At 55.8% G+C, this 26,516-nt stretch carries 26 protein-coding genes; 5 read left to right on the top strand and 21 right to left on the bottom strand.

The features are described 5' to 3' along the window. Positions 1-3: 3 nt before the first annotated feature. The 12 genes from ACZ439_RS18605 to ACZ439_RS18550 form a co-directional block, all read right to left on the bottom strand. Complete coding sequence (locus tag ACZ439_RS18605; protein WP_054796361.1) at positions 4-492, bottom strand: DUF456 domain-containing protein; 489 nt, start codon at positions 490-492, stop codon at positions 4-6. Between the two features lie 51 nt (positions 493-543). Continuing rightward, positions 544-1,302, bottom strand: coding sequence for a Cof-type HAD-IIB family hydrolase (locus tag ACZ439_RS18600; RefSeq protein ID WP_054796360.1), 759 nt, complete (start codon positions 1,300-1,302; stop codon positions 544-546). Positions 1,303-1,335: 33 nt separating this feature from the next. Then, on the bottom strand, positions 1,336-3,210 hold the full coding sequence (gene asnB / locus ACZ439_RS18595; protein WP_464620027.1) for an asparagine synthase (glutamine-hydrolyzing): 1,875 nt from the start codon (positions 3,208-3,210) through the stop codon (positions 1,336-1,338). A 231-nt stretch (positions 3,211-3,441) separates the two neighbouring features. After that, positions 3,442-4,326, bottom strand: coding sequence for a metal ABC transporter permease (locus ACZ439_RS18590; RefSeq protein ID WP_054796359.1), 885 nt, complete (start codon positions 4,324-4,326; stop codon positions 3,442-3,444). Continuing rightward, positions 4,323-5,291: a metal ABC transporter permease gene (locus tag ACZ439_RS18585; RefSeq protein WP_155614611.1), complete on the bottom strand. Its 969-nt coding sequence runs from the start codon at positions 5,289-5,291 to the stop codon at positions 4,323-4,325. Before ACZ439_RS18585 ends, ACZ439_RS18590 begins: the two co-directional genes overlap by 4 nt. Positions 5,292-5,296: 5 nt before the next feature. Next, positions 5,297-6,070, bottom strand: a complete 774-nt coding sequence (locus ACZ439_RS18580) for a metal ABC transporter ATP-binding protein (RefSeq protein WP_464620026.1) — start codon at positions 6,068-6,070, stop codon at positions 5,297-5,299. 56 nt (positions 6,071-6,126) lie between these two features. Further along, positions 6,127-7,014, bottom strand: coding sequence for a metal ABC transporter solute-binding protein, Zn/Mn family (locus ACZ439_RS18575; RefSeq protein ID WP_230876093.1), 888 nt, complete (start codon positions 7,012-7,014; stop codon positions 6,127-6,129). Between the two features lie 471 nt (positions 7,015-7,485). Then, the gene (locus ACZ439_RS18570) at positions 7,486-9,570 is read right to left on the bottom strand and encodes a peptidoglycan D,D-transpeptidase FtsI family protein (RefSeq protein ID WP_127604927.1); all 2,085 of its coding nucleotides are present in this window, start codon (positions 9,568-9,570) and stop codon (positions 7,486-7,488) included. A 21-nt stretch (positions 9,571-9,591) separates the two neighbouring features. After that, positions 9,592-10,308, bottom strand: a complete 717-nt coding sequence (locus ACZ439_RS18565; RefSeq protein ID WP_127604929.1) for an HAD-IA family hydrolase — start codon at positions 10,306-10,308, stop codon at positions 9,592-9,594. Between the two features lie 154 nt (positions 10,309-10,462). After that, a complete protein-coding gene (locus ACZ439_RS18560; RefSeq protein WP_464620025.1) occupies positions 10,463-11,632 on the bottom strand; it encodes a transglutaminase domain-containing protein in 1,170 nt (389 codons plus the stop codon). A 53-nt stretch (positions 11,633-11,685) separates the two neighbouring features. Continuing rightward, positions 11,686-12,120, bottom strand: a complete 435-nt coding sequence (locus tag ACZ439_RS18555; protein ID WP_230876080.1) for a hypothetical protein — start codon at positions 12,118-12,120, stop codon at positions 11,686-11,688. A 71-nt stretch (positions 12,121-12,191) separates the two neighbouring features. Next, a complete protein-coding gene (locus ACZ439_RS18550) occupies positions 12,192-12,344 on the bottom strand; it encodes a hypothetical protein (RefSeq protein ID WP_155614613.1) in 153 nt (50 codons plus the stop codon). A gap of 208 nt (positions 12,345-12,552) precedes the next feature. On the opposite strand from ACZ439_RS18550, the gene ACZ439_RS18545 reads away from it, so the two are divergent. The 3 genes from ACZ439_RS18545 to ACZ439_RS18535 all read left to right on the top strand — a co-directional run bounded on the left by ACZ439_RS18545 (position 12,553) and on the right by ACZ439_RS18535 (position 16,355). After that, positions 12,553-13,737 carry an MFS transporter gene (locus ACZ439_RS18545; protein ID WP_141335417.1) on the top strand — a complete coding sequence of 395 codons (1,185 nt, stop codon included), beginning with the start codon at positions 12,553-12,555 and terminating at the stop codon, positions 13,735-13,737. A gap of 383 nt (positions 13,738-14,120) precedes the next feature. Next, positions 14,121-15,716 carry an S-layer homology domain-containing protein gene (locus tag ACZ439_RS18540; RefSeq protein WP_141335415.1) on the top strand — a complete coding sequence of 532 codons (1,596 nt, stop codon included), beginning with the start codon at positions 14,121-14,123 and terminating at the stop codon, positions 15,714-15,716. A gap of 279 nt (positions 15,717-15,995) precedes the next feature. After that, entirely contained in the window at positions 15,996-16,355 is a 360-nt protein-coding gene (locus tag ACZ439_RS18535) for a toprim domain-containing protein (RefSeq protein WP_127604937.1), read from the top strand. Between the two features lie 6 nt (positions 16,356-16,361). Here ACZ439_RS18535 and ACZ439_RS18530 read toward each other — a convergent pair whose 3' ends face one another. From ACZ439_RS18530 to ACZ439_RS18490, 9 genes are all read right to left on the bottom strand, one after another. Next, positions 16,362-17,291, bottom strand: a complete 930-nt coding sequence (locus ACZ439_RS18530; RefSeq protein ID WP_127604939.1) for an AEC family transporter — start codon at positions 17,289-17,291, stop codon at positions 16,362-16,364. Between the two features lie 24 nt (positions 17,292-17,315). Next, positions 17,316-17,927 carry an SCO family protein gene (locus ACZ439_RS18525; protein WP_054796355.1) on the bottom strand — a complete coding sequence of 204 codons (612 nt, stop codon included), beginning with the start codon at positions 17,925-17,927 and terminating at the stop codon, positions 17,316-17,318. 71 nt (positions 17,928-17,998) lie between these two features. Further along, complete coding sequence (gene cyoE, locus ACZ439_RS18520) at positions 17,999-18,946, bottom strand: heme o synthase (protein ID WP_054799845.1); 948 nt, start codon at positions 18,944-18,946, stop codon at positions 17,999-18,001. A 238-nt stretch (positions 18,947-19,184) separates the two neighbouring features. Continuing rightward, positions 19,185-20,021: an urease accessory protein UreD gene (locus ACZ439_RS18515; protein WP_054796354.1), complete on the bottom strand. Its 837-nt coding sequence runs from the start codon at positions 20,019-20,021 to the stop codon at positions 19,185-19,187. Then, positions 20,014-20,673: an urease accessory protein UreG gene (gene ureG / locus ACZ439_RS18510; RefSeq protein WP_054796353.1), complete on the bottom strand. Its 660-nt coding sequence runs from the start codon at positions 20,671-20,673 to the stop codon at positions 20,014-20,016. Before ureG ends, ACZ439_RS18515 begins: the two co-directional genes overlap by 8 nt. Before the next feature lie 56 nt (positions 20,674-20,729). Beyond that, positions 20,730-21,431 (bottom strand): urease accessory protein UreF, encoded by a 702-nt coding sequence (locus ACZ439_RS18505; RefSeq protein ID WP_127604945.1) that lies wholly within the window; start codon positions 21,429-21,431, stop codon positions 20,730-20,732. Between the two features lie 15 nt (positions 21,432-21,446). Further along, the gene (gene ureC, locus ACZ439_RS18500; RefSeq protein ID WP_464620024.1) at positions 21,447-23,177 is read right to left on the bottom strand and encodes an urease subunit alpha; all 1,731 of its coding nucleotides are present in this window, start codon (positions 23,175-23,177) and stop codon (positions 21,447-21,449) included. Beyond that, positions 23,178-23,543 (bottom strand): urease subunit beta, encoded by a 366-nt coding sequence (locus ACZ439_RS18495; RefSeq protein ID WP_141335411.1) that lies wholly within the window; start codon positions 23,541-23,543, stop codon positions 23,178-23,180. A gap of 39 nt (positions 23,544-23,582) precedes the next feature. Further along, a complete protein-coding gene (locus ACZ439_RS18490) occupies positions 23,583-23,888 on the bottom strand; it encodes an urease subunit gamma (RefSeq protein ID WP_127604950.1) in 306 nt (101 codons plus the stop codon). A gap of 340 nt (positions 23,889-24,228) precedes the next feature. On the opposite strand from ACZ439_RS18490, the gene urtA reads away from it, so the two are divergent. Both urtA and urtB read left to right on the top strand, forming a co-directional pair. Then, a complete protein-coding gene (gene urtA / locus ACZ439_RS18485) occupies positions 24,229-25,473 on the top strand; it encodes an urea ABC transporter substrate-binding protein (RefSeq protein ID WP_141335448.1) in 1,245 nt (414 codons plus the stop codon). 117 nt (positions 25,474-25,590) lie between these two features. Then, a complete protein-coding gene (urtB, locus tag ACZ439_RS18480) occupies positions 25,591-26,496 on the top strand; it encodes an urea ABC transporter permease subunit UrtB (protein WP_127604952.1) in 906 nt (301 codons plus the stop codon). The last annotated feature ends 20 nt before the right edge of the window (positions 26,497-26,516 follow it).

Genomic DNA, 26,516 nt, shown 5'->3' with positions numbered 1-26,516 from the left:
TACTTACGCATAGCGCACAACCCAAACGACGAACAGCGCGATCATCAGCAGCTGAAAGCCGAATTTGACTACCAGGCTGGAGAAAAAGCCGACCAACGCCCCGACTCCGGCACGCAGCGCCTGCTTCCAAGGGGTGCCGACGATCAGCTCGCCGAGGACGGCCCCGAGAAACGGTCCTACAATGAGCCCGACTCCCGGAATGACGAACGGTCCTGCAATCAGGCCGATCGTGCTGCCGATCACAGAGGCGCGGGTGCCGCCGAACTTCTTGACGCCAAGCGCGTTCACGAGATAATCGGCAATCATGAGCACGGCCACGATGGACGTCTGGATCAGCCAGAACCAGAAGCCGAACGGTTCGAAGCCGAGCATAAACCCGTATACGAAGAACGCACCGTAGATGGCCAGCGCCCCCGGCAGTATCGGGTACACCGCGCCGGCCATGCCGATGACGAACAAGAGGACGATAATCGACCAAGCTGCCAGCACCATGCAGCCTCACTCCTTTCGCTACGCTTTCTTGTAAAGCCCGGCGACGCCCGCTTAAATGCCGGCGTTACCGCCCAATGCATATTCGCGGATGATGCGTGCGACTCCGTGCTCCTCGTTCGTAAGCGTGACGGTGTCGGCGAGCTTCTTCACTTCGTCCTGCGCATTGCCCATAGCGACGCCAAGACCCGCTTCGCGGATCATCGACACGTCGTTCAAGCTGTCGCCCATCGCAATCACCTGCGACATGTCGAAGCCGTAAAGCTCGCACAACCGGCGCAGGCCGCTCGCTTTATTGACGCCCTTCGGGTTCATCTCGATATTGCACGGGTGCGAATTGGTGATCTCGAACAGGTCCCACGATTCCAGCTGCTGCCGGATCGTACCCAGCACCTCGAGATTCTCCGTATAATAGCCGAACTTCAGCCACGTCCGCGCATCGATATCGCCGACCCCGTCCCACGTCTCCTTATTAAACACATCGCCGACGCTGTACGCCCAGTACCAGGGATCGTACTGAATCGCCAGCTGGTGCATGCGGCGCACTTCATCCGCCTGCATCGGGTGCCGCTCGAGCAGCTCGCCCGGCGCCTTCCAGACCTCGCCTCCGTTGACGGTGACGAGCGGAGAGGTCAAGCCGAGCTCCACCGCGTAAGGCAGCGCATTCTGGATCCCGCGTCCGGTCGCGAACACCACCTTGATCCCCGCATCTTCGGCCGCGAGTATGGCCGCGCGGGTTTCGGCGGAAATCGTCTTCTCCTCCGTCAGCATGGTGCCGTCCATGTCGAGTGCAATCATCCGGTATCGACTCATTCGTACCTCTCCTTTATCCCAGATCGTCCTTCCTTACAGCGCATAAGCGAGCGAAGGCTGCTTCTGTTCGTTCATATAGGTCATATGCCAAAGCGCGAACATGTAGATCGTCCAAATGCGGCGGGCGTAGTCCCCTTGTCCGCTGCGGTGCGCGTTCAGCATGGAACGCACGGTGTCCAGACGAATGTACTCTTCAATGCCGCTGCCCTCGATCTGCTCCACGATTTGCTGCCCCCGCGGACCCTTCATCCAATCGCGCATCGGCACCGGAAACCCGAGCTTCGGCCGGTTCAAAATAAAGTCGGGGATGATCCCCTCCATCGCCTTACGGAACACGTATTTCGTCGTCCCCTGCGCAATCCGGTACTTGGCGGGTATACGGCGCGCCACCTCATACAGCTCCACGTCCAGGAACGGTACGCGCAGCTCGAGCGAGTGGGCCATCGTCATTTTGTCCGCCTTCATCAGAATATCGCCCGGCAGCCACAGGTTCATGTCGATGTACTGCATCCGCGACACCGGATCAAGATGCTTGCTTCTGTCATAAAATACTTTCGCTACCTCAAGCGGATTGCGGTAAGAGCGCAGCAGCTCGCGATCGGCGCGAACGATGTCGGCCTTCATCTCCTCGGTGAAAATTTTCGCGTTGCCGAGGAAACGCTGCTCGAGCGGCGTTGTCCCGCGCAGCAAGTAGTTGCGGCCCTTGAAGCCCTCCGGCAGCACCCGCGCCAACGCGTGCAGCATCCGTTTCACGCCATGCGGCAGCCGTTCGATCGGGGCCAGCGAGTTCGGCTCGTTATAGATCCGGTAACCGCCGAACAGCTCGTCAGCGCCTTCACCCGACAGCACGACGGTCACATGCTCGCGCGCAAGCTGAGCCACGTGATACAGCGCAATCGCCGAAGGATCGGCAACCGGCTCGTCCTGATGCCACACCGCTTTGGGCAGTGTCGCGAAATAATCGGCTTCCGTAATGATTTTATCGTAATGCTCCGTATCGATCGCATTCGCCGTCTGACGGGCGATCACCGTTTCGTTGTTGGCACCCTCAAAACCGACGGAGAACGTGCGGATCGGCTCGATCGAACGCATCAGCGTCGCGATGGCCGTCGAATCGATGCCGCTGGACAAGAAACAGCCCCGCTCCACGTCGCTCTGCATATGATGGATGACCGAATCCTGAAGCGTCGAGCGGATTTGCTCCACACAGTCCTCGAACGAGCGTTCCTCCGGCGCGAGCATCGGATCCCAGTATTGGCGGATCGACATTTGCCCGTCGTAGGTCACCGTTACGGTGTGGCCCGGCGGCAGCTTGCGGATGCCGTCAAACATCGTATCCGGCTCCGGCACATATTGGAACGTCAAGTAGTTCAGCAGGCTCTCGCGATGAATCGAACGCTCCACGCCGGCAGCCAGCAAGCTCTTGATTTCCGAGCCGAACAAAAACCGCGAGCCGTCGTGATAGTAATAAAACGGTTTGATGCCGAAATGGTCGCGCGCCCCGAACAGCAGCCTTTTACGCCGGTCCCAAATGACAAAACCGAACATCCCGCGCAGCTTCTCCACGCAGGCTTCGCCGTATTCCTCATAAAGATGGACGATGACTTCCGTATCCGTATGCGTCTTGAACTGATGCCCCTTGCTCTGCAGCGAATCCCGCAAATACTTATAATTATAAATCTCGCCGTTAAATGCGATCCAGACGGTATCGTCTTCGTTGGCGAGCGGTTGATGCCCTTCCTTCAAATCGATGATCGACAAGCGGCGAAAGCCCAATCCGATCCGGTTATCGCTCCAAAATCCAATATCGTCCGGTCCCCGATGCACGATGCAATCCGTCATGCTCTTCAATAATTCGGGAGACGGCTCACGGTCTTCAAAATACATAACGCCGGTAATTCCGCACATTCGTCTAAAGTCCTCCTCTTACCGCGTATCACAATCCGCGAAAAAAATGTCCGATATAACAGTATAGCATAGTTTCGCGGTTATCTGGAAATCGGTTGTCCCCTGGCGGCAGCTTCGGGCCCTCCGATGCGCCCACAAAAAAAACATCCGATCCGAACCTTGGGCGGCGGGTGTACGCCTTCCTTCCAGGGTCCGGTTCAGGATGCTTTTTCTTTACCGTCTGCGCTTCGCTTACGCGGCAAGCCGTTTCGACTGGGTGCGCTGTTTCAGCTTGCGCCAGACGATACCGTGCGACGGGGACAGCAGGAACGCCGCGACGAACAAGACGCCGGCAACCGTAATCATGCAGCCCGCGATCGAAGCGTCGAGCAGCGTTGCCATCCCGTAGCCGAGCACCGCGCTGAGCACGCCGACGATCATGCTGTACACGATCATGAGGCTGAGTTTCTCGGTCAACAGGTACGCCGTCGCCGCCGGGACGACCAGCATGCCGACGACGAGGATCGCCCCGACGCTCTCGAACGAGGCAACCGTCGTAACGGAGACCAGCCCCATCAGCAAGTAGTGGAACAGCGCGACGGGAATGCCTACCGCTGCCGCCATGGCCGGGTCGAACGCGCAAATTTTAAATTGCTTATAGAACAATCCGATTACGAGCAAGCTGACCGTCAGCACGAGGCCGAGCGCCCAGACCGCCTTCGGTCCGATATCGATACCGAACGCTTGAATGGTTTCCCACGGCACTTGAATGATCTCCCCGTACAAGACGCAGTCAAGGTCCAGGTCAACTTGGCGGGTGAACACGCTGACGAGCAGAACCCCCAAAGCGAACAACGCTGTGAATACGACGCCGATGGACGCATCGGACTGGACGCCGCTCTGGTTGAACCATTGAATCAGGAAAACGGTCAGCAAACCGATCACCGAAGCGCCCAGCATCATGAAGAAGGAGTCGCGCGAGCCGCTGATTAAGAAGGCGATAACGATCCCCGGCAGCACGGAGTGGCTGATCGCGTCGCCGATCATCGCCATCCGCCGCAGGACGAGAAAACAGCCGAGCAGACTGCACGAACAAGCGACGAGCGAGGCTGTCAGTATAATCCAGAAGTCGTTCATAGTCCCCCCTCCTCCCGTGTGCCGTGCGCCGGCTGCCGTACACTCTGAACTTGCACTTGGCGCTGCATGTCGCGCAGAACGGTGCGCTTCACCGCCAGCCGTTCCAGCACCTTGGCCGCGAGCCCTCTCTTAGGCGCGAACAGCACGGAAACGATGAAGAGCGCCGTGGCCGCGAGCACGCTGAGCGGACCGGTCGGCAGGTTGCTGCCGAGGCCGCTGACGAGCGTGCCGACAAAGCCGCTGATTGCGCCGAAGATGCCGGACAGGACGACCATCACGCCGAGCTTCTCGGTCCAGTAGCGGGCCGAGACGGCCGGAGTGATCAACAGCGCCGACATGAGCACGACGCCGACCGCTTGAATGCCGACAACGACGGCGACGACGATCAGGAACATCATAAACTGGTCGAGCGCCGCGACCGGCAAACCGATCCCTTTGGCAAACCCCGGGTCGAAGCTGAGCAGCTTGAATTCTTTGAAGAGCAGCCCGCATAGGATGACGAGGATTAAGGCGACTACCGCCATCGTAATAACATCGGAGAGCACCATCGAAGCCGCCTGCCCGAACAAAAACTTGTCGAGCCCGCTCTGATTGCCGCTCCCGCCGTGTTGAATTTTCGTTAAGAGCACGATCCCGACGCCAAAAAATACCGACAGCACGATGCCCAGCGCCGAATCCTGTTTAATCCGGGAATGCCTCGTCACGTAACCGATCCCGAACGTCGCGATGAGCCCTGCCGCCGCGGCGCCGATCAGGAAGAAGAAGATGGACTTCGAGCCGGTCAGCATGAAGGCGATGCAGACGCCCGGCAGTGCGGCGTGCGCCAGCGCGTCGCCCATCAGGCTTTGCTTGCGCAAGTAGGCGAAGCTGCCGAGCACTCCGCTGCTCAAGCCGAGCAGCATGCTGCCGAGCAGAATCCACTGCGCGTTCGGATCGCGCAGCATATCGAATAAATACGCGAACATCGCGATCACCTCGAGCTGACGATCACGGCGTCTTCATCGCTGTGAAGCAGCGCGAGTCGTCCGCCGTACGTCTTTTGTAAGTTGTCTTTCGTAAACCAATCATCCGTCGGCCCGATGCCCATGAGCTCGACGTTAAGCAGCATAATCCAGTCGAAATATTCCTTCACCGTTGCCAGGTCGTGGTGAACGACCAGCACTGTTTTGCCCTGCTTTTTCAACTCGTTCAACAGTGTAATGATCGCTTTCTCCGTCGCCGCATCGACCCCGACGAACGGTTCATCCATGAAATACAGCCGCGCATCCTGTGCAAGCGCCCGGGCAAGGAAGATGCGCTGCTGCTGTCCGCCCGACAGCTGACTGATTTGACGGCCGGCGAAATCGGCCATGCCGACCTTCTCCAGACAATCCATCGCCATCTCCCGTTCTCTGGCGCCCGGCCGCTTGAACCAGCCCAGATGGCCGTAACGGCCCATCATGACAACGTCGAGCGCGCTCGTCGGGAAGTCCCAGTCTACCGACTCCCGTTGAGGCACATACCCGATAGCCTTGCGCTGCTGCTCATACGGCCTGCCGAAAATCGTCACCTCGCCTGTCACACGCGGAATCAAGCCTAGCGCAGCCTTGATCAAGGTCGATTTGCCCGCGCCGTTCGGCCCGATAATGCCGATGAGCTTGCCTTCGGGCACCGTGAACGTGACGTCTCGCAGCACCGGCTTCTTCTGATAGGCAACGGTCAGCCCTTGCACCGATAAGGGGGATACAATCTCTTGTTTAACCATGGAATCTCACTCCTTCTCCCGATCCCTGTTTCATCTTTAACCAAGCAGCCAAACGATTATTTCAACGCCTTAACGATGGTATCCACATTGTGCCGCACCATGCCGAGGTACGTGCCTTCCGGCGTTCCTTCCTCACCCATCGCGTCGGAGAACAGCTCCCCGCCGATCTTCACGTCATGCCCTTGCTTCGCTGCGCCCTGAATGACCGCCTCGATCGATTTCTTCGGCACGCTCGATTCGACGAACACCGCTTTGATCTTATTCGTCACGAGGAAATCGCGCAGGTCGCTGACATCCTTGGAGCCGTATTCGGACGCGGTGCTGATGCCCTGCAAGCCCATCACTTTAATTCCGTATGCTTTGCCGAAATAGCCGAAGGCGTCATGCGCCGTCACGAGCACCCGCTGTCCTTCCGGGATGGAAGCGATTTGCTTCGCTGCGTACTCATCGAGCTCCTTTAACTGGGCGATATAAGCGTCCGCATTTTTCTTATAGTCATCCGCATGCGCCGGGTCGAACTTCGCCAGCTCGGTTTGCACCGTCTCGGTTGCGCTGATCCACAGCTTGACGTCGAACCAAACGTGCGGGTCATGCGAGCCGGAGCCGTCGTCCACCAGGTGCAAACTTGATTCCGGGATGTTTTTGGTCACAGCTACCGTCGTTTTTTGCTTCTCCATGTTCTCGAAGATTTCCGTCATTTTGCCTTCCAGATGCAACCCGTTGTAGAAAATGATCTGGGCGTCCTCCAGCTTGCGAATGTCGCCTTGGGACGCTTTGTACAAGTGAGGATCGACGCCGGGTTTCATCAATCCGGTCACCTCTACGTGCTCGCCGCCGACCTGCTTCACGATATCGCTGATCATGCCAATCGTCGCCGTCACTTTGATGACTTCGTTGCCCGCCGAATTTGTCGGACTTGCCGTGTTTCCGCATGCTGCGGCCATGGCCGCGATCCCCAGAAAGATGATCGTCATGATGAACCGCTTCAATGAAGACGGCAGCCCCTTGCTGTTAAGCATTGTATGGTCCGTTTTCAAAGTAACTCACTCCTACTCTTTTCATGGTATTATGTCTTGATCTATATGGTGCCTAAAGTTGTCTTAGACCTCATTTGTTGGTCTCGACAACTTTTCTTTCCCACCAGACTATATTTTTATTATATACAATAATGTTTCCTTAGTGCAACATTTATTTTAATGAAATCACCCAGCCTGCCGCATACCCGCAGACCAACCCCTGTAATTATGTAAATAGCGGAACTTTAATTTACTATTTCGTCTGTCGGTCCTGTCGGTCCTGTCGGCGCTGGCTCAACAAAAATAGCGGAACTACGGTTCGCTATTTCCACTCCAACCGCGACTGGGCGGCTAAAAAGAGGGAATAACGCTTCATAGTTCCGCTATGGGTAAATGTAACTATGGCGCCGGAGTCGGCGTCACTGCGCCTGCGGCGCCGTTCGTGCCTGCCGACTTCTTCGGAACGCCGTCGAGCCCGTAATAGTAATCGTACGCATCGAAAATTTTGCGCGCGATCGGAGCGGCGCCGTAAGCGCCGTACCCGCCTTCCGGCACGACGACCGCAACGGCGAGCTTCGGCTTCTCCAATGGCGCGAACGCGATAAACACCGCGTTGTCGACGTCTTTGTTGCCGGCGACCTTCTGCGTCGACGTTCCCGTTTTGCGGGCGAGGGTGTACGGGAAGTCGTCGAAGCCGTTCACTTTCACTTCTTTCATTCCTTTAAATACAGCATCCCAATATTCCTTCGAGAAATCCGTCTTGTCGAGCACCACTTTCTCGTTAAACTGCTGTAACGGTTCTCCGTCGTAAGTCTCGATCCGATCGACGAGCAGCGGCTTCAGTCTTTCGCCCCTTGTCGCCAATGTCGTCGCATACTGCGCAAGCTGGAGCGTCGTGTACTTCTCGTTCTGGCCCCAGGAAGCGAACACCATGCGCTGCTGGATCGACTCTTTCGTATTCGTTTTGTATTCGCTGATCCCCGGCGATTCCTTCGGCAGACCGCTTCCGGTCAATACGCCGAGTCCGAACTTCGCCAAATACGAATCCCAAATATCGACCGCCTTCTCCCGTTTCCGGCCGTACAGCTCGTTGCCGATCATCGCCGACATGAACGTATTGGACGAGTACTGGATCGCTTTCGTCGCATTAATCGGTCCCCAAGCCCGGGTGTCGGAGTTGGACAGCTTCGCGTTGTTGTCTTTCCCGTAATAGAACGTCCCTGTGTCTTGATAGATCGTGTTGACCCCGAACAAGCCTTCCTTCAATCCGATCAACACCGAGAGCGGCTTCACGACGGAACCCATATACACGATGGAGGTTGGATGATACTTGATCTCCTCGGCCGGATAATCCGGGTAAGCGGTCGTAATCGTGCCGTTATTGATGAACGACTGGATCCGGTCGTACTCCGATTTCGGAATTCCGCCCGCCCATACGCCCGGGTTATAGTCCGGCATGCTGGCCATCGTAACGACCTTCCCGGTTTCCACCTCGATGGCGACGGCATACCCGGCCACCGCGTTCTTGCCTCTGCCGATATACGGATCGTTGCGAACCGCCGGGCTTTTTAAATAAGCAAGGTGATCCATGATGGCCGTTTCCGTGATGCTCTGCACATTTTTATCGATCGTCAAATACAGATTGTTGCCCTTCTGCGGCTTCGTAATTTCGACTTGACCGATGATTTTGTGGGCGGCGTTGACCGGGTACGACTTGACGCCGTTCTTGCCGCGCAGCTCTTCCTGATACATCAGCTCAATCCCGTCATAGCCGACATATTCGGTATCCATGTAACCCTTGGTATTGGTTTTGTCTTTATAGAATTCGATCCCGTACTTCGGCTCCCGCGCCTGGGAGAACGGACGCATATAGCCAACCAGCTGCACCGCCACCGGCTTGACCGGGTCATAGCTGCGGATGCTCTCCTCGGTGATTTCCAGCCATTTCAGCTCGTCGCGGTGCTCCAGGATGAAGGCCATCTCGGCCTGCGTCAAATCCGCCTTGATCCGCCGCGGCACCGAGAAGTAGCTCGGCTTCGTCTCCGTCTCCTTCATCTCCAGGTCGTAACCGACGTCCATCTCCTTGATGATGTCGGCGGCCGATAAGGGGGCAGCGGTCGGGCGGCCGTGCGTGGCAAAGATGTCGGCCAGCCGCTTAGCCAGCGCGACGACTTCCTCCTTCGGCTGCTTCTGCTCGACGCGGAAATAGAGCGATTGCGACGACGTCGTCGAGGCGAGCGGCGCGCTTTGCCGGTCGAAAATATTGCCGCGGATCGGCGGAATCGGCGTGTTCGCATTGTTGATATCGTTCTTCTCTGCCAGCAGTTCCTTGCCTTCGACGAATTGGAGCATCGCCAGCCGCACGATCAGGACAGAGAACAAGAAAAACGTAAAGAAAAAGAACACATTGATCCGAAGCGTAAAATTCCGGCGCTTGCTGGCCTCCTGCTTCGTCGGGTCTTCCATGCCGATCGGTTTTTTCATGAGGTAAAGCTGCTCCTTTCGTTAAGACACAAGCAATTGTCGCAGCGAATGAATGCCTTCGCCCGTATGGTAGTCGTAACGCTTGATCTTCACCGCATCGATGCCCGCTTGCGCCGGCGCCCAAATATCGTTCCGGTCATGGTCGCCGACATACAGCACATCTGCGGCTTCAAGCCCCGCACGCTCCAACGCGAGCCGGAAAATCGCCGGGTCCGGCTTCTCCAGCCCGACTTCCGTCGAGACGATGACCGGCTCGAAGAAATCCAAAATCCCTTTATCCGCCAAAATTGACTTCAGCGTCGGGGCAAAATTCGAAATGATGCCGAGGCGCAGCCCTCTTCGCTGCAGCTCCGCCATCGTCTCGATGACGTCCTCGAACAGCGCATAATGTTCCGGCGACGTAAACAGGTCATACAGTTCATGACAGCAGGCATGGATTTGCTCCTCCGTCCATTTCTCTTCCTCCACGCCGAGCTTCTGCAAAATATAGTGGTACACCTTCATCCAGAACAAACGGTCGGATTCGGGCGAACAAGCTTCGAACGCGTCCGAAGGCTTTCCATAATACAATAGACGAAACGCCTCGGTAAAAAGTTCACCGACTTGCTCTTCCCCGCGATGCAGCGAACGGGAAGCCAAGTGCCGGTGCAGGATCGCGCTCGCCGCCGGTATTGTCAGCAGCGTATCGCCTACATCAAAAAATACGGCTTTATAGGCCGTTAACGGTTTGTTCAGCACGTCTTTACCACCTTTTTTCAATCGATCGTTGTTACCAGTTTACCACAAACCGAACCGGAGAAGAAAAGCTTCTTGCCATGGATCGCCGGCCAAAAAAACCATAAAAAAGCCGGAAGACCGCTGTTCGCGATCCTTCGGCCAGGAAACGGAGACGTTACGCCTCCTTAATATGCGTATCGTTGAAGTTCGGCGGATTGAACCAATTGCCGCCGCTGGCGACCCATGTGGAATCGAGTGGCACCCAAGCTTTCTTCTCGGACAAGTATACCTCGTTCCAGGCATGCGGTCCGTAACCGCCCCGGCCGTCGTAGCCAAGTCCGGTCACAACCTTCACATCGAGCCCGACGGAACGGGCCATGACGGCATACAGCCTGGAGAAGTCGATGCAGACGCCTTTTCTCGTACTGAATGTATCCTCGGGCGTCTGCTCCTTCCAGATGCGCTGTTCCTCGTAAAGCTTGACTTTGTCCCAGTCGTACGAGACCCGCGTGCCGACCCAGCGGTAGAGCAGCTTCGCCTTCTCCTCGTCGGTTTTCGCCTTGGCTGTCACCTGCCGGGCCGCCTGCGCGATATCCGGCGCGATCCGGGCGTCGAGCACCTCGTATTTGCGCTGTAAAATGTTGCTGAACTCCTGCTCTACCGCACGGGTAAAAACAGGCAGCTGATTGGCCAGAAAATCGCCGGTTACCGGCTGAATGACTTCCTTGGCGCCTTTCTGGTATAACGAGGACGCTTGAATGTAACCCGCCACAGGCGTTTGCGGAAACAGCGTCGTGAAAATGAACAGAGCGGCAACCAGGACAAGGCCCCGGCCGAGCCCCGTCACCCCGCCGATACCGCCGCCCAGCAGGCTGCTGAATACCGTCGGCGCGCCTCCGCTTTCCCCGGATCGCGGCAAACGGTCGCCGCGAGCGGACAGCCAACCGTCCACAACGGGATCGATCAGCCGGTAGACGAGCTGTTTGATCAGACCGTAGCCGACCACGAAGAGCACACTGTTCCGCAGCAGCGAGAAATCCCGCAGCCCCGTCACGACGGTATAATAGAACTGCTCCCAAAAACCGAGCTCCTCGGACGGAATGGTAATATTCAAGCCGACGAGCCAAGCCTGTACTTTCGGCGACATCCCGTTCGTCAGCATCCACGCGAGGAACAAGCTGACAAGTGTAACGGCGCCCTCCGTCACCATCAGCGCCAAATGCTTGGCCGAAGAGGAAGCGCCGCGAAACAATCCTTGTATGACGGAAAAGAAAAATACTGCAGCAATAAGCAGCGTGACGGCGTTGAGCGACATCGCCGTCCTTAGCAAGTCCGTATCGCCCATACCTCCTCCTCCTTCCTACCCGGCCCGGTTGATGTCAAGCGCGGCTCCCTCCATTACAAACCCGCGTTCTTTTTCGCTTGGTCAATCAAGCCTTTGATAACATCATCCATTTTGACCGTGAAGGTCTGGTTCATAAACGTCACCTTCACATCGCCCTCGCCGGCTTTGCCTTCGAGCTTGATGCTTTTCGTCGTAACCGTGAACGATCCGTCGGGATTCGCCGCGTACTTGGCCTCTTTGATTTCTTCGCTGAACGTTCGGGCCAACTGGGCCTTCACTTCCGCTGCCGCTTGCGCCCCCACCGTCGTGCCGAATTCAAGCAGTTGATCTTTATAATTCGCCCCGTAGTAGAACAGCCCCGCTAACACAGCCAGCACGAGAATCCATTTCATCACCGTCTTCACCAGGTTGACGACGATGAACAGGACGACGAGCGCACCCACGATGACGTACCACCGGTCCTGTAAAAAATTCATGATAAAGTCCATCCGCTCTCCCCCTCCTTCAATCCCATGTGCGGCTAAACTAGCCGCTTTCCCCATCATACAACAGCTGGTCTCTACTCTTCATCTCTTTTTTTTCGCAGCTCGGCGAGCTTTCGCCGGATCTCGTCAGAACGATCCTTGTGCCCGGTGCCCTTGCGCGTTCTTTTCAACCGAAGCGCCGAAACGACCAGCACGGCGATCAGCAGCACCCACATGAAACCTTCCATTTGGCCGTCGCCCCTTTCTGTTAGGGTTGCAAACCGTTAATCGGGCTAATCGTTAACCCGTTCAATTATTGAGGAGTTTTCCAACTGTTGTACTAACTTGGCCGAGCCCGGCGTAAACGTATAAAGAGCTTGTATGAATAAGCCGGCAACGAACATCGGCAGTACCCGCTGTAACCGTTGCGGGATTAGAGAACCTCGGGGTGATAGGATGAAAACCGCTATATGGCTTTATTTGTTTATGTTCGTCGCGATTTTCGATCTGCACGCGCAGTATCCGATTTTGTCGCCGTTCGCCGTGTCCTTGGGCGCCGCCCCTTCGTTCATCGGCCTCATTCTCGGCGTCTATTCCATTACGCATCTACCGGGCAACTTGATCGCCGGATACGGCGTCGATCGCTTCGGCAGCAAAAAATTTATTCTCTTCAGCCTGATTGTAGCAGGAGTGCTTCTCTTGATTCAATCCCGGGTCACCGACCCGTGGCAGCTTCTGATTATCCGCTCGTTCAGCGGGTTCGTCCTTGCCTTTCTGTCTCCGGCTTGTTTATCCATGCTGGCGAAAATCGCCAAGGACCGCGTCCACCAAGGCAAATTGATGTCCGGCAACGGAATGGTGCATACGCTGGCGTCCGTCATGAGCCCGGCGGCCGGCGCTTATTTGGTGGCCCGCTTCGGCTTCGAACAGTCGTTCGTTTATTTGGGATGGGGCTTAATCACCACGGGCGTACTGGCCTCTATCTTCGTCAAAGAAAGCCCGGCTCCCAGGATGGCCGCGTTCGCGGAGCCCTCAAAAGCGTCGGACGCGCACCATACGGCGTCTTCGAATGACGCTTCAGAGCTTGAGACCGCCGCCGGATCGGGTACGATTCCATGGCTGTTTTTCTGCATCCCGCTGGCTCTCTCCTGCTCCCAGGGCATTCTGTTCTTCGAGCTGCCGCTGATGAAAGAGACGCACAGCTCGATTATGACCTCCGGCATATTTTTCTCCTTGGTCAGCTTAGGATCGCTAGTGACGCTCAGCTTGTTATTCTTAAACCGGGTATCGCCGGTCTGGCGCGTATCGTTCGGGAGCTTGGCGCTCGCGTTCACTTTCTTCGGCATGTCGGTGCATTGGCCGCTTCCGATGTCGGTTTCGCTGTTCCTGATCGGGATGGCGAAAGGCGTTATTTTCCCCGCAATCGCTTCTTTTCTTGCCGGGGTCACAAGTGCCAGCCGGTACGGACGCACGTTCTCGTTTTTATCGATATCGTATTCGGTAGGGGCCTTTATCGGCCCGATCGTCTCGGGACATGTACGCGACATCATGTCTCCTTATTTTATCGCATTCGCGTTCCTGATGGTCGCCTTATCGATGGTTCCGTTCCGGGCGATTCTGACACCGTCCCGCACATCTTAATCCGCGGCCGCAAGCCTCGCCGTCCATGAACCGGTCTTTCGCCCGGTTCCGGGCGGCTTTTTTTGTCACATGAGAAGATGGTCGCAAACGGATAGGCCAAAAGTACAAATTATGGTAAATCCCGCAACCTTATGTAAATGGCCTCCGTTAAGGAGAAACCACCGTGTTTCGGACCAGACAAGCTTGGGTAATCTCCATAGGACTACCCGATGAAGCTGAAACATGATTTGGCAGTACGGACATAAATTGGATGTTCGTGCCGAACTCTTCTGGTGGAATTTCTTAAACGAAGGAGGTGACTAGTTTTGTCCGACCCATCTCATCATGAATATCGCACAGACCCCGTTCGATTACCAGATCAAGCAGAAAGGAGTGAATTGCGAATGAAGCCTTCTGTTCTACAGAAGACGGCACACTTTACCGTTCTTATGATGATGTTATCGTTTGTATTGCCGGTTTTGGCCTACGCGGGTACTGGTTTTAAGGATTTGACTTATAAGAACGGCACGGTCACCGGAACCGTATATTCCGATGTGTACAGCTCCTCCGTAACGCCGTCCGTTTATTTCTATGATCCGAGCGGAAACTACTTGGGCGTTACGACCGCTACATACACCGTGTACGACGGCGTGTACAACTATGGATTTACCCTCAATAACGTAAGCACCTTCGATTACGTCCAAGTATACGGACCGAAAGGAACCGGCTTTAACGTGGCGGATTCCGTCTATCAATCCGTATACTTGACGACAGATCCGGGCAACTCCGGAGGCGGCGGTGGCTGCTGCGCAGGCGGAGGCGGTTCTCCTTCCACCGGCTCTGAATCGATTCAAGTCGGCGCCGACGGAAGCGTCAATGCCGATACCTTGAAGAGCTCGTTCGAAAAGTACGACACCGTTACGCTGAACTTGAGCGGAGACAGCGTCTCCATTCCGGCCAAAGCGTTAGAGAGCTTCGCTTCCGATACTGACAAGCTGTTGAAGGTGACGAATGCGAACGGCACGTATAACATTCCGCTGCACGTCTTGAAGCTAAGCGACCTGGCCGCGAAGGTTGCAGTCACCGTCAGCGAGCTGACGGTGAAAATTACGATTGCCAAGGCCGATACGGCAACCAGCAGCGCGGTGGACGCCGCAGCGAAGCAGTTGGGCGGCTCGGTGCTTGCCCAGCCGGTCGACTTCAACATCGTCGGCGTCGGCAAAGACGGCAAAACCGCAGCTCCGGATTTCGGCAGTCATTACCTCAGCCGTGTGCTCCCGTTAAGCGGAAGCAAGAATCTCTCCAGGGCGACCGGAGTTCTGTACAACCCGGCCACCGGGAAGCTGAGCTTCGTTCCTACGCTATTCACAGATAAGCAGGCGACGCTGAAGCGTAACGGCAGCAGCTTGTACGCCGTCATTCAGCTCGACAAGAGCTTCGCCGACATCAGCGGGCACTGGGCGCAGCCTTACGTGGAACTGCTTGCAAACAAGCTCGTCGTGGACGGCGTAACCGATACGTCTTTCCAACCGGAGCGCAGTATCACCCGCGCCGAATTTGCGGCTTTGGTCGTCCGTGCGCTCGGTCTTGAGCCGTCCGGCAGCGCCGGATCGTTCCAGGACGTGGCCGCAAGCGATTGGTTCGCCGGCGTCGTCGGAACCGCAGCAGCCGCGAAGCTGATCGACGGCTACGAAGACGGCACATTCCGTCCGAATGCCACGATTAACCGCGAAGAACTGGCCGCCATGGTCGTCCGCGCTCTGGCCTATGCGAAAGCGAAGCCGGATGTAACGCCGACCGAACAAGCGGCGCTGCTCGCGAAGTTCAAGGACTCCGGCACCATCGTCTGGGCGCAGCATGAACTGGCCGTCGCCATTTACGCCGGGATCATCGACGGCATGACGAGCGATACGCTCGGCGCTCGCCAGGATGCGACCCGTGCGCAGTCGGCCGCCATGCTGAAGCGCCTGCTTGTGAAGGCGAACTTCATTAACGAATAAGAATCGATCTTGTACGTACGAACAGCCCCGGCGCTTCCATAACGGAAGCGGCCGGGGCTGTTATTTATTCATCGTTTAACAACACGTATTTGTGCATCGACAAACTTCATAAAAGCCAAACGGCCCGTGTCGTCATGCGCTTCCCTGCCGCCTCATCGCCCGCTGGGCCTTCGACAATTTCCTGGGAAATATGTACAGGAACAGGTTGGATCGGACAGTAATAGGGGATATACTACAACTAAAGCGTACATAAAATAAGACGGAATGCGAGGAACGAGTATGCCGATTGCCATTATTGTCGAAGGAAAAAACGACAAGAGCCGTCTGAAACGGCTGCTAACGGACGATATTCTGATCGTGTGTACCTTCGGTTCTTTAAATACCGACCGCCTGGAAGAGCTAAAGAAATCGGTCGGCACCCGGGACGTCTATATATTCACCGATAATGACTCTTCCGGCAAGAAAATAAGAGGTATCCTGCGGGATACGTTCCCGGACGCCGAACAAATTTATACCCGCCGCGGCTACGCAGGCGTCGAAGGTACGCCGGACGAATATTTAATTCAACAGTTAGAAAAGGCCGGGCTCGAGGAATATATCTTATATCCGCCCGTGCTCCCGACCTTTGAGAAGTTTTAAGTCCGTTTATGCGATGAATTTCATTAAATAAATGACAAGCGTGACGGTAAAAATACTGAAGATCGTCGAAGAAAAAACAACCTGAGACGAAAATTCCGGTTCATTATCGTACTCTACCGCAAGCAGCACACTGCTTAACGAAGTTGGCACCGCACAGGAAAGCACAAGCGCTTGCGCCATGACGCCGTCGATGCCGAGCAGCTTGACGATGGCAAATCCGACCGCCGGACCGATGCACAGCCGAAGCACATTGGACAGCATGACGTCCGAGAAATTCAGCTTCCATTTCATGCTGCCCAGCTGTACGCCTAGCGTGAGCAGGGCGGTTGCGATGAACGCGTTCGAGATATAGTTGATCGGCGTATATACCGGGTCCGGAATCGGCACCTCCAGTCCGCGCAGCAGGAAGGCAACCGGAATCACATAGATGACGGGCATCGTCAGGATCGTGCGCATCGTCGCCTTGCTATCGTTCTTATTGGTCGCACTGCTCACCGAATAAATGCCGTACGTGTTCGGAATAAGACTCTGCATCATCATGATAATGATTTGAACCGACAGCGTGAACGCATCGCCGACAAACACGAGCTGGTTGAGCGGAATCGCATAGTTGGCGCTGTTGTAAAAGATGACGCTGTTCCGCATCGCCGGTACCATGCCGCCTTCATATCTCCGCACGCGGATGACGATTTCGATCAGCATGTACATGGCGGCGAAGAATAGAGAGAAAAACAGCAGCGTTTGCCCGATTAGCGCTAACGAAAGTTGCGATTCATATAACATTTTGAAGACGATAGCCGGAGAAAATAAATAAAAGTTCAGCTTGGACAATGTCTTAATATCCAGTCGGAAAGCTCGATACAACCAAATCCCCAGCACAATCATAATCGTTAAAGGAATAACGTTATTCAATAAAATATGCGTAAAAACGTTCATGCTGGCGCGAGCCTCCGAAGCAAGCTATTTTTCTTTGCTGATTTTAATCAAATCAGCTGCCACTTTCTCCACGTCCAAGTTCTCGTCAGCGGCCGTATAGTACGTTCGCAGATCGCCTTTGCCGTCTACGAGCAGGAACAAGTTGCTGTGGGTCCAGGTATCTGCTTTCGGATCTTTGGCTACCATAACGCCGAACTTCTCGGCCAGTTCCACAGTCGCTTTCTCTTCACCGCGCAGGAAATACCAGCCGTTATAATCCGGATGATAACGGTCGGCGAATTCTTTCAGCCGTTCCGGCGTATCTTTCGTCGGATCGAAAGTGATCGACAGTAATGCCGTTTTCGTGCCGAATACGCCTTTCTCCTTAAGAATGTCCTGAATTTTCGACAGCGTATACGTCGACGGCGGGCATACGTCTGGACACGTGGAGAAGAAGAAATATACAAGCTTCGCTTTCCCCGCCGTATCGGCTAAGGTGACCTCTTTGCCGTCCAGATTTTGCAGTTTGAAGTCGGGCGCTTTGCGCAAGACGTCCATCGTCTGCTCCTCCGGACCTTTCAACAGCATGTAACTGAACGTTCCGATCAAGCCGAGCAGCAGCACAATCACGACAATCTTAAATGAATTTTTCGGCATCTGTAAGCCCCTCTCTTCATAAAACAATCCCAGCCCGTAAGCGAGGCGTGGGATCGTTCGAAAGTATATGATTACGGCAGCAACGTCGTCGACGTCGTGCTGATCATCATGATGATGAATAAAAACATCAAGTAGTTAACGGAGAAGATAAACATCTTTTTGGCCCATTGCATATCGTCTTTGGCTTTAAAGCCTTTCAAGCTGAGGAATGCCCAGTACAGCCCCATCAGCACCGCAGCGTAAAAGTACAATTCACCGACATAGTCGAACACGTACAGCAGCAGCGAAACCGGCACAAGCAGCACAATGTAACGGATCATGGCCATCTTGGTCGGGTAAATGCCTTGAACGACCGGCAGCAGCGGAAAGCCTGCCGCACGGTACTCCTCCATGCGGCGGATGCCGAGCGCCCAGAAGTGCGGCGGCTGCCACAGGAACAAGATACCGAATAGGATAAGCGCCCCCATGTCAAACTGCTGCTGCACCGCGCAGTAGCCGATGATCGGAGGCACCGCGCCGGAGAAGCTGCCGACGAACGTGCTCCATACGGAAGTCCGTTTAAACCAGGCGGTATACACCCACACGTACAGGAACAATCCGATCAGCCCAAGCAGCGTCGATAACGGACTGCCGACCAAAAACCATAACACCGCCAAACCGGCCACGCCGAGCACGATGCCATACCCGAGCACCACCTGCGGGGAAATGCGTCCGCTCGCCAAGGCGCGCTTCTTCGTACGCTCCATCTTCGCGTCCAGATCGCGGTCCAAGTAGTTATTCAATACCGTGCCCGATGCCATCACGAGCGCGGTTCCTAGCAGCATATAAATCAGCTTCAACCAATCAATTTGCCAGCCGGACGCTACCCAAAATCCACCCAAGGCTGTAAGTGAGTTGGAGAAAATAAGACCGGGTTTGATCAGTTGATAGAAGTCTTTCCAACTTACCGGTGCACTTGCCGTCGATTCTGCCGCTGCGGCCGTTTCGACATGAAGCTCCAGGCTTGCCTGCTCTTTCAATTTGTGAACCTCCTTGTGTGAAAAATCGAACAAGCGTTGTTGCGATTTGTCCACGCTTTTACATGTCCCCTTTATAATAGCAACCCAAGGGTCGTTTGACAACAAACCGGGCACGGTGTTCAAAATATTGTCGAATGCGCAAAAAAAACAAGCGACCGCGGGCTGCGGCGCTTGCCAAATTCACTTATGGCTGATTACCCGATTCATTCTAGACCTGATCTATTTTTATAGAAGAAAGTCATTTCGGAATGACAAATGCCTGACGGTCGAACAGCCGCTGCCGCACAAACAGCCAGGCCGCATGCAGCAGCTGCTGCAGCTCGAACACGCGCCGACCTAAGACGAAGACGGCCAAGCCGTAGCGGTACGTCAAACTGACGCCGACATACAGCTCGGGGAATTTGGCGGCGAATTCCGATAAATGCTGCCGCAGCTCCTCCACAACGGCCGCATCCGCCCGCTCCGAGAACAAATAAAACATGCCGAGATGCGTAAAGCTGTGCCATCGCGGAATAACGCCGACCCTCCCCTCCTTCGGGACGATTTGCTGCTTCGCTTGGTAAATCATTTCCCCGTCATAGGCGACGGTGAACCGGCTGCGAAGCTTCTCATAATGGAAACGTTCGCCGCGATGCGTCCGGCCGGGGCAAGTGAGCTCGCTAAGCATCAGGGTCGAGCCCCGCTCCATCTCAACCGCGGTGTCACTGATCAGCGTCGCGTCCCGATACAACATGAGCGGTTCCGGCATATATTCGACGTAAGCGTCCTTGCCGAGGTGCAGACGCTGCCGCTGTTCGCTTACGGCGTTCTCACCGTCACGGGGCGGATGCACCTTCGTATACGACTGGTTCGTGATCAGCACATCGGCGGTTTCCCCGATTCGCCATTCCAGCTCGTAGCAATCCCCGGCCATGATGCCCGGTGAAGCGTCCATAACATAAATGCCGAGCTGGTTGCCCGGGAACGGGAACGTTTTGGCGATTTTCAACGGATACGTCTGCGCGTGCCGCCGAAGCTGCGTGCTTCCGTTCGCACAGACAATATCCGCGGAAATCGTGCCGCTGACTTTAGACATGGCTGTATTCGTGTTCGATCCATGCCACGATATCGTCGAGTCCCTGACCGTTGAACAAGTTCGAGAAAACGAACGGCTTGTCGCCGCGCATGCGGATCGTATCCTCCTCCATGACCTGCAGGGACGCGCCGACGTGCGGAGCCAAGTCGATTTTGTTGATAATCAGCATGTCGGAGCGCATAATGCCGGGACCGCCCTTGCGCGGAATCTTCTCGCCCTGCGCCACGTCGATAATATAGATGAAGCGATCCACCAATTCCGGACTGAACGCCGCCGCCAGATTATCGCCTCCGCTTTCGATAAAGATGATGTCAAGCTCCTGGAAACGGCGCTCAAGCTCCTCAATCGCTTCGAAGTTCATCGAGGCGTCTTCGCGGATCGCCGTATGCGGGCAGCCGCCCGTCTCTACGCCGATAATACGCTCCGGAGGCAGTGCTCCCGAATGAATCAGAATACGCGCATCCTCTTTCGTATAAATATCGTTGGTAATGACCGCAATGCTGTATTTGTCGTTCAGCTTGCGGGCGAGTCTTTCGACAAGCGCCGTTTTACCGGAACCTACAGGGCCTCCGATGCCGATTCGCATCGGACGGTCTCCTTCAATATTCGGCGCCTCCCATTGTTGGTGGTGATGAGCTCCTCCTTGACACATTTCGCACCATTCCTCCTTCATTATTGATAGGATTAAATTCTATTTACGATAATGTTTTATGACATAAACAATCGTGAATATAAACCTTCATGACGCATCATGGCAATCTCGATTAGTGGCACGCTGCTGTAACCATCCTCCAACGGGTCTAATATCGACGCTTGCCTCCATGACCCGGCGATCGCCGGCATCAGCGAGGCGAGCAGCTTTTGCCCTTCGGTTTGGCCGAGCGACATGAGCCGGAGGCCGCTGTTCACTGCCGTGAGGGCGCATTGGTACAAGTACCCCTCCGCCGCCATAGTCAGCGGTACGCCAAGCTGCCGCGCGATCCAGCCGTGGATCAGCGGATGCGTGCCGGGACATCGGGCGTCCCGTATTGCGGTGGCAAGCGGCTCCCACTCAAGGTCCGGGTACATCGACCGCGCCAGCTGAAACAGCCTGCGGCCCATTTTGACCGTGCCTTCCCTCGTCTCCAGCGCCGGCCGCTGCATATGCTGCATCCGGTCCAAGCTCCACAAATCGTCCCACCTTGACGCCGGCGACCATTCGTAAACCGCCTTGACGGCAAGCGCGTCGACAGCGGACCAGCTACAGTACAGCATCGCTTCAATAAATTCACGCAGGTGGCCCGGAGTCATCACCCGGCCTTCCTGAACGAGCGTTTCGAGTCCGAAGGAATGGGAGAAGCCTCCGATCGGCAGCGCTGAATCGAGCAGCTGCGAGTAGGCCAGCCAGGAATATCCTCCGCCCGAATTCATCCTTGTACAGCCTCCTTAAAATAAGAAGTAACGCTGCGCCATCGGCAGCACGCTCGCCGGTTCGCACGTGATCGACGCCCCGTCCACCTTCACTTCGTACGTTTCCGGGTCCACCTCAATCGAAGGCGTCTGATCATTATGAATCATATCCTTCTTCTTAACAGTCCGGCAGCCCTTGACCGGCTCCACCCGCTTGTTAAGCCCGAGCTTCTTGTGTACGCCGGCATCGAAAGCGGCTTGCGATACGAACGTGATGCTGTGCTTCAGCGCCATGCCGAACGCGCCGAACATCGGCCGTCCGAACACCGGCTGCGGCGTCGGAATGGAGGCGTTCGGGTCGCCCATCTGGGCGTAGGCGATCAAGCCGCTTTTCACGACCAGGTCGGGCTTCACCCCGAAGAAGGCCGGCGACCAAACGACGAGATCGGCCACTTTGCCGACCTCCACCGAGCCGACGAGATGCGAAATGCCGTGGGTGATGGCCGGGTTGATCGTATATTTGGCCACATACCGCTTGATCCGGAAATTATCGTGGGCTTGCGTGACCGCCGCATCCTCTTCCGGCGCAGGCAAGTAACCGCGCTGCTTTTTCATCTTATCCGCCGTTTGCCACGTACGGATGATCACTTCGCCTACGCGCCCCATCGCTTGCGAATCCGAGCTGAGCATGCTAAACACGCCCAGGTCGTGCAGAATGTCCTCTGCGGCGATCGTTTCCGGCCGGATGCGCGAGTCGGCGAAGGCCACGTCTTCCGGTATGCGGCTATCCAGATGATGGCAAACCATCAGCATATCCAAGTGCTCCTCTACCGTGTTCACGGTATAGGGCCGGGTCGGATTCGTCGAGGACGGCAGCACGTTCAGCTCCGACGCGATCCGGATGATGTCGGGCGCATGCCCGCCGCCCGCTCCTTCCGTATGGTACGTATGAATCGTCCGGCCGCCGATCGCCCGTATCGTGTCTTCCACGAAGCCCGACTCATTCAGCGTATCCGTATGAATGGCGACCTGTACATCGTAACGGTCGGCAACGCCTAAGCAAGCGTCAATCGCCGCAGGCGTCGTCCCCCAGTCCTCATGAAGCTTCAATCCGATCGCTCCCGCTTCAACCTGTTCGGCCAGCGGTTCGGGGAACGAGGCGTTCCCTTTGCCGGTAAAGCCGAGATTCATCGGGAACGCCTCCGCCGCTTCCAGCATCCGATGAATGTGCCAAGCGCCCGGCGTACAAGTGGTCGCGTTCGTGCCCGCCGCGGGACCGGTGCCGCCGCCGATCATCGTCGTCACCCCTGAAGCCAGCGCCGTTTCGATCTGCTGCGGACATATATAATGAATGTGCGTATCGATCCCGCCGGCGGTAATGATTTTCCCTTCGCCCGCAATCACCTCGGTCGATGCGCCGACAATCATATTCGGATTGACGCCGTCCATGACGTCGGGATTGCCCGCCTTGCCGATCCCGACGATGAGGCCGTCCTTTATGCCGATATCCGCTTTATAAATGCCGGTGTAATCGATCACGACCGCGTTCGTAATGAGCGTATCGAGTACGCCCTGATCCCGGGTGTGCCGGCTTGATTGCCCCATCCCGTCGCGAATCACTTTGCCGCCGCCGAATTTACACTCTTCGCCGTATACAGTGAAGTCCTTCTCTATCTCCGCCCACAGGTCGGTATCCGCGAGTCGGATCGCATCCCCCACAGTCGGTCCGAACATGAGCGCATACGCTTTACGGTCTATCGACGCCATCTAGATGCCATCCTCCCATTCGGCCAACCGGATGCGCACCGGTTCCGGCAGCTTTCCGCGGCGCACGCTGCCGGCGGACAATCCGTTTAAACCGAACGAAAGTCGTTCGCCCCCTAGCTCGACGAGCACGATCTCCTTCTCTTCGCCCGGTTCAAAACGGACGGCGGTACCGGCCGGAATGTTCAACCGCATGCCGTAAGCTTTCTCCCGATCGAAGCGAAGCCCCCGGTTTATTTCGAAAAAATGATAATGCGAGCCGACCTGAATCGGTCGGTCGCCGATATTGACGACGGTGATCACAGCTTCCGCTTTCCCGGCATTGATCGCCAGGCTGCCCTCACGAACCCGAAATTCGCCAGGTATCATTGGAATCTCCCCCTCCGTTTCGATGAACGTATTACGCCTTTAAAATTTGATCGGCTGGTGCACGGTCACCAGCTTCGTTCCGTCCGGGAACGTCGCCTCCACCTGCACTTCATGAATCATGTCGGGCACGCCCTCCATCACTTGTTCCGCCTTTAATACCGTTGTTCCGAACTGCATCAAGGCCGCCACCGACATACCGCTCCGGGCCCCCTCCATCAGCTCGGACGTAATCAAAGCTACGCTCTCGGGATAATTCAGCTTAACGCCCCGTTCCAGACGCCGCCGTGCCAAATCCGCAGCGACCGTGATGAGCAGTTTTTCTTTCTCCCTTTCCGTCAAAAACATCGGTGCACCTCCAAAACACGAATAATGAGGATGAGATTAGGTTTTATTATATTCGCGCTTATTACGTTTGTAAACAATTTATGTCATTTAATATAACATAAAAAGAGCTGAAAAAGGAGGTTATCTCTAATTTTAACCGAAAATCCTAATGATAACGTCAGTATCAGGTCAGATACAAAGTGAATTTAGTCGATTATTTTTTGTATGTAATATATATTGACATAATTTCCGGATGTCACTATGATAATCGTGTGATCACCAATTTCCAAATAGTAGGGGAGTGGATGAATTGAGAAACCAAAAACAAAGACAAAAACAAAGACAAAGCTTAACCGTACTTATGGCAGGAGCGCTTGCATGGACGGCGCTGCTTGCCGGATGCGCAAGCCAGACAACGCCGGCCGCCACCTCGGGCTCCGAAACCCCAACAGCGACCATGACCGAAGCCCCGAAAGACGGGGACGCCGGCACCGTGCCCGTCGGCGTGCTGCACTCGTTGACCGGCACCATGTCCATCAGCGAAGTATCCGTTCGAGATGCGACTTTGCTCGCCATCGAGGAAATCAATAAAGCCGGCGGTGTGCTCGGCAAACAAATCAAGCCGATCGTTGAAGACGGCGCGTCTGACTGGCCGACTTTTGCAGAGAAGACGAAAAAGCTGCTTCAAAAAGACAAAGCAGCAGTGATCTTCGGCGGGTGGACGTCGTCAAGCCGGAAAGCGGTTCTCCCCGTCGTCGAACAGAACAAAGGCCTGTTCTTCTACCCGGTCCAGTACGAAGGTCTGGAAGCATCTCCGAACATCTTCTACACCGGCGCTACGACGAACCAACAAATTGTACCGGCCGTCACATGGCTCTTGCAGAATAAAGGCAAAACATTTTTCCTCCTCGGCTCCGACTATGTCTTCCCGCGCACGGCAAACAAGATTATTAAAGAGCAGCTGAAAGCCGAAGGCGGCACCCTGATCGCCGAGGAATACACGCCGCTCGGCCATACCGACTACAACACGATCATCAGCAAAATCAAGAAGGAAAAGCCGGACATCGTCTTCAACACGTTGAACGGAGACAGCAACGTCGCCTTCTTCAAACAATTGAAGGATGCCGGCATCAGCGCAAGCGACCTGACGACCTTGTCCGTCAGCGTGGCGGAAGAAGAAATCCGCGGTATCGGCGCCTCCGTGCTCGAAGGACATTACGCAGCATGGAACTATTACCAAACGACCGATACGCCGGAGAACCGAAAATTCGTTGAAGCCTACAAAGCGAAATATGGCCAGGACCGCGTAACCGACGACCCGATCGAAGCCGGATACTTCGGCGTATACCTGTGGGCGGAGGCCGTTAAGAAAGCCGGTTCCTTCGAGGTTGACAAGGTGAAAGAAGCTGCCAAGGGCCTCGAATTCAACGCACCGGGCGGCAAAGTGAAAATTGACGGCGACAATCAGCATGTATTCAAAACGGTACGGATCGGCCAGGTGCAAGCCGACGGCCAATTTAAAGAAGTTTGGAACTCGGGCCAGCCGGTGAAGCCGGATCCGTTCCTCACCACGTATCCTTGGGGCGCGGAAGTGACCAAGAAATAATCACGCTGCACATCGTAGAACTGAACGTATTTCTGGACGCGGGACTGCCTTCGGGCGGTCCCTTTCCTTCAACCTCACCTTTACAGCTTGACTCCCAAACAAGGAGGCGAACCTGCCATGAGCATTTTGCTGCTTCAGTTGTTTAACGGCATTTCCCTCAGCTCGATTTTGCTGCTCATCGCACTCGGGCTGGCCATTACGTTCGGTCTGATGAATGTGATCAACATGGCGCACGGCGAGTTCCTGATGATCGGCGCCTATATGGCCTACATGATCCAGCTGGCGTTTCAAAAATATGTGCCCGCCTCGGCATTCGGCTATTATTTTGCCGTCTCGCTCGCCGTCTCGTTCCTCGCGGCGGGCCTGATCGGTTGGATACTGGAAAAAACGCTGATCCGTTTCCTCTACGGCCGCCCGCTCGACAGCCTGCTCGCCACTTGGGGCGTCAGTCTTGTACTGCAGCAGCTTGCACGCTCGATCTTCGGAGCGCCTAACGTCGCCGTCAAAGCGCCAAGCTGGCTCGAAGGCGGCTGGACCGTCACGGCCGAGCTCATCCTGCCTTACAAGCGGCTGTTCATTATCGCCTTAGCCGCCCTGTGCATCATCGGCCTTTATTGGTTCTTGTACCACACCCGTAACGGACGCAACATGCAGGCCGTCATGCAGAACCGTTCGATGGCCGCGTGCGTCGGCATTTCCACCAAACGCGTGGATGCGCTCGGCTTTGGGCTCGGTTCGGGACTCGCCGGCATCGCCGGCTGCGCCTTGACGCTGCTCGGTCCGATCGGCCCTTCGATCGGCACCTATTATATTGTAGACGCGTTCATGGTCGTCGTGCTCGGAGGCATCGGCAAAATCGTCGGCACGGTCGTCGGCGCGCTCGGCATCGGTGTCCTGAACACCGCCTTCGAATACTCGACGAGCGCCACGCTCGGCAAAGTCATCGTGTTTACCCTGATTATCGCGTTCCTGCAATGGAAGCCGGCCGGGCTCGTCACGATGAAGTCGCGTGCGCTGGATTAAACCGCAGAAGGAGTGTATGA

The organism is Paenibacillus sp. JCM 9796 (genome assembly GCF_055379675.1).
Note: the sequence above shows the minus strand (reverse complement) of the source record. Positions and strands in the feature narration are given on the sequence as shown.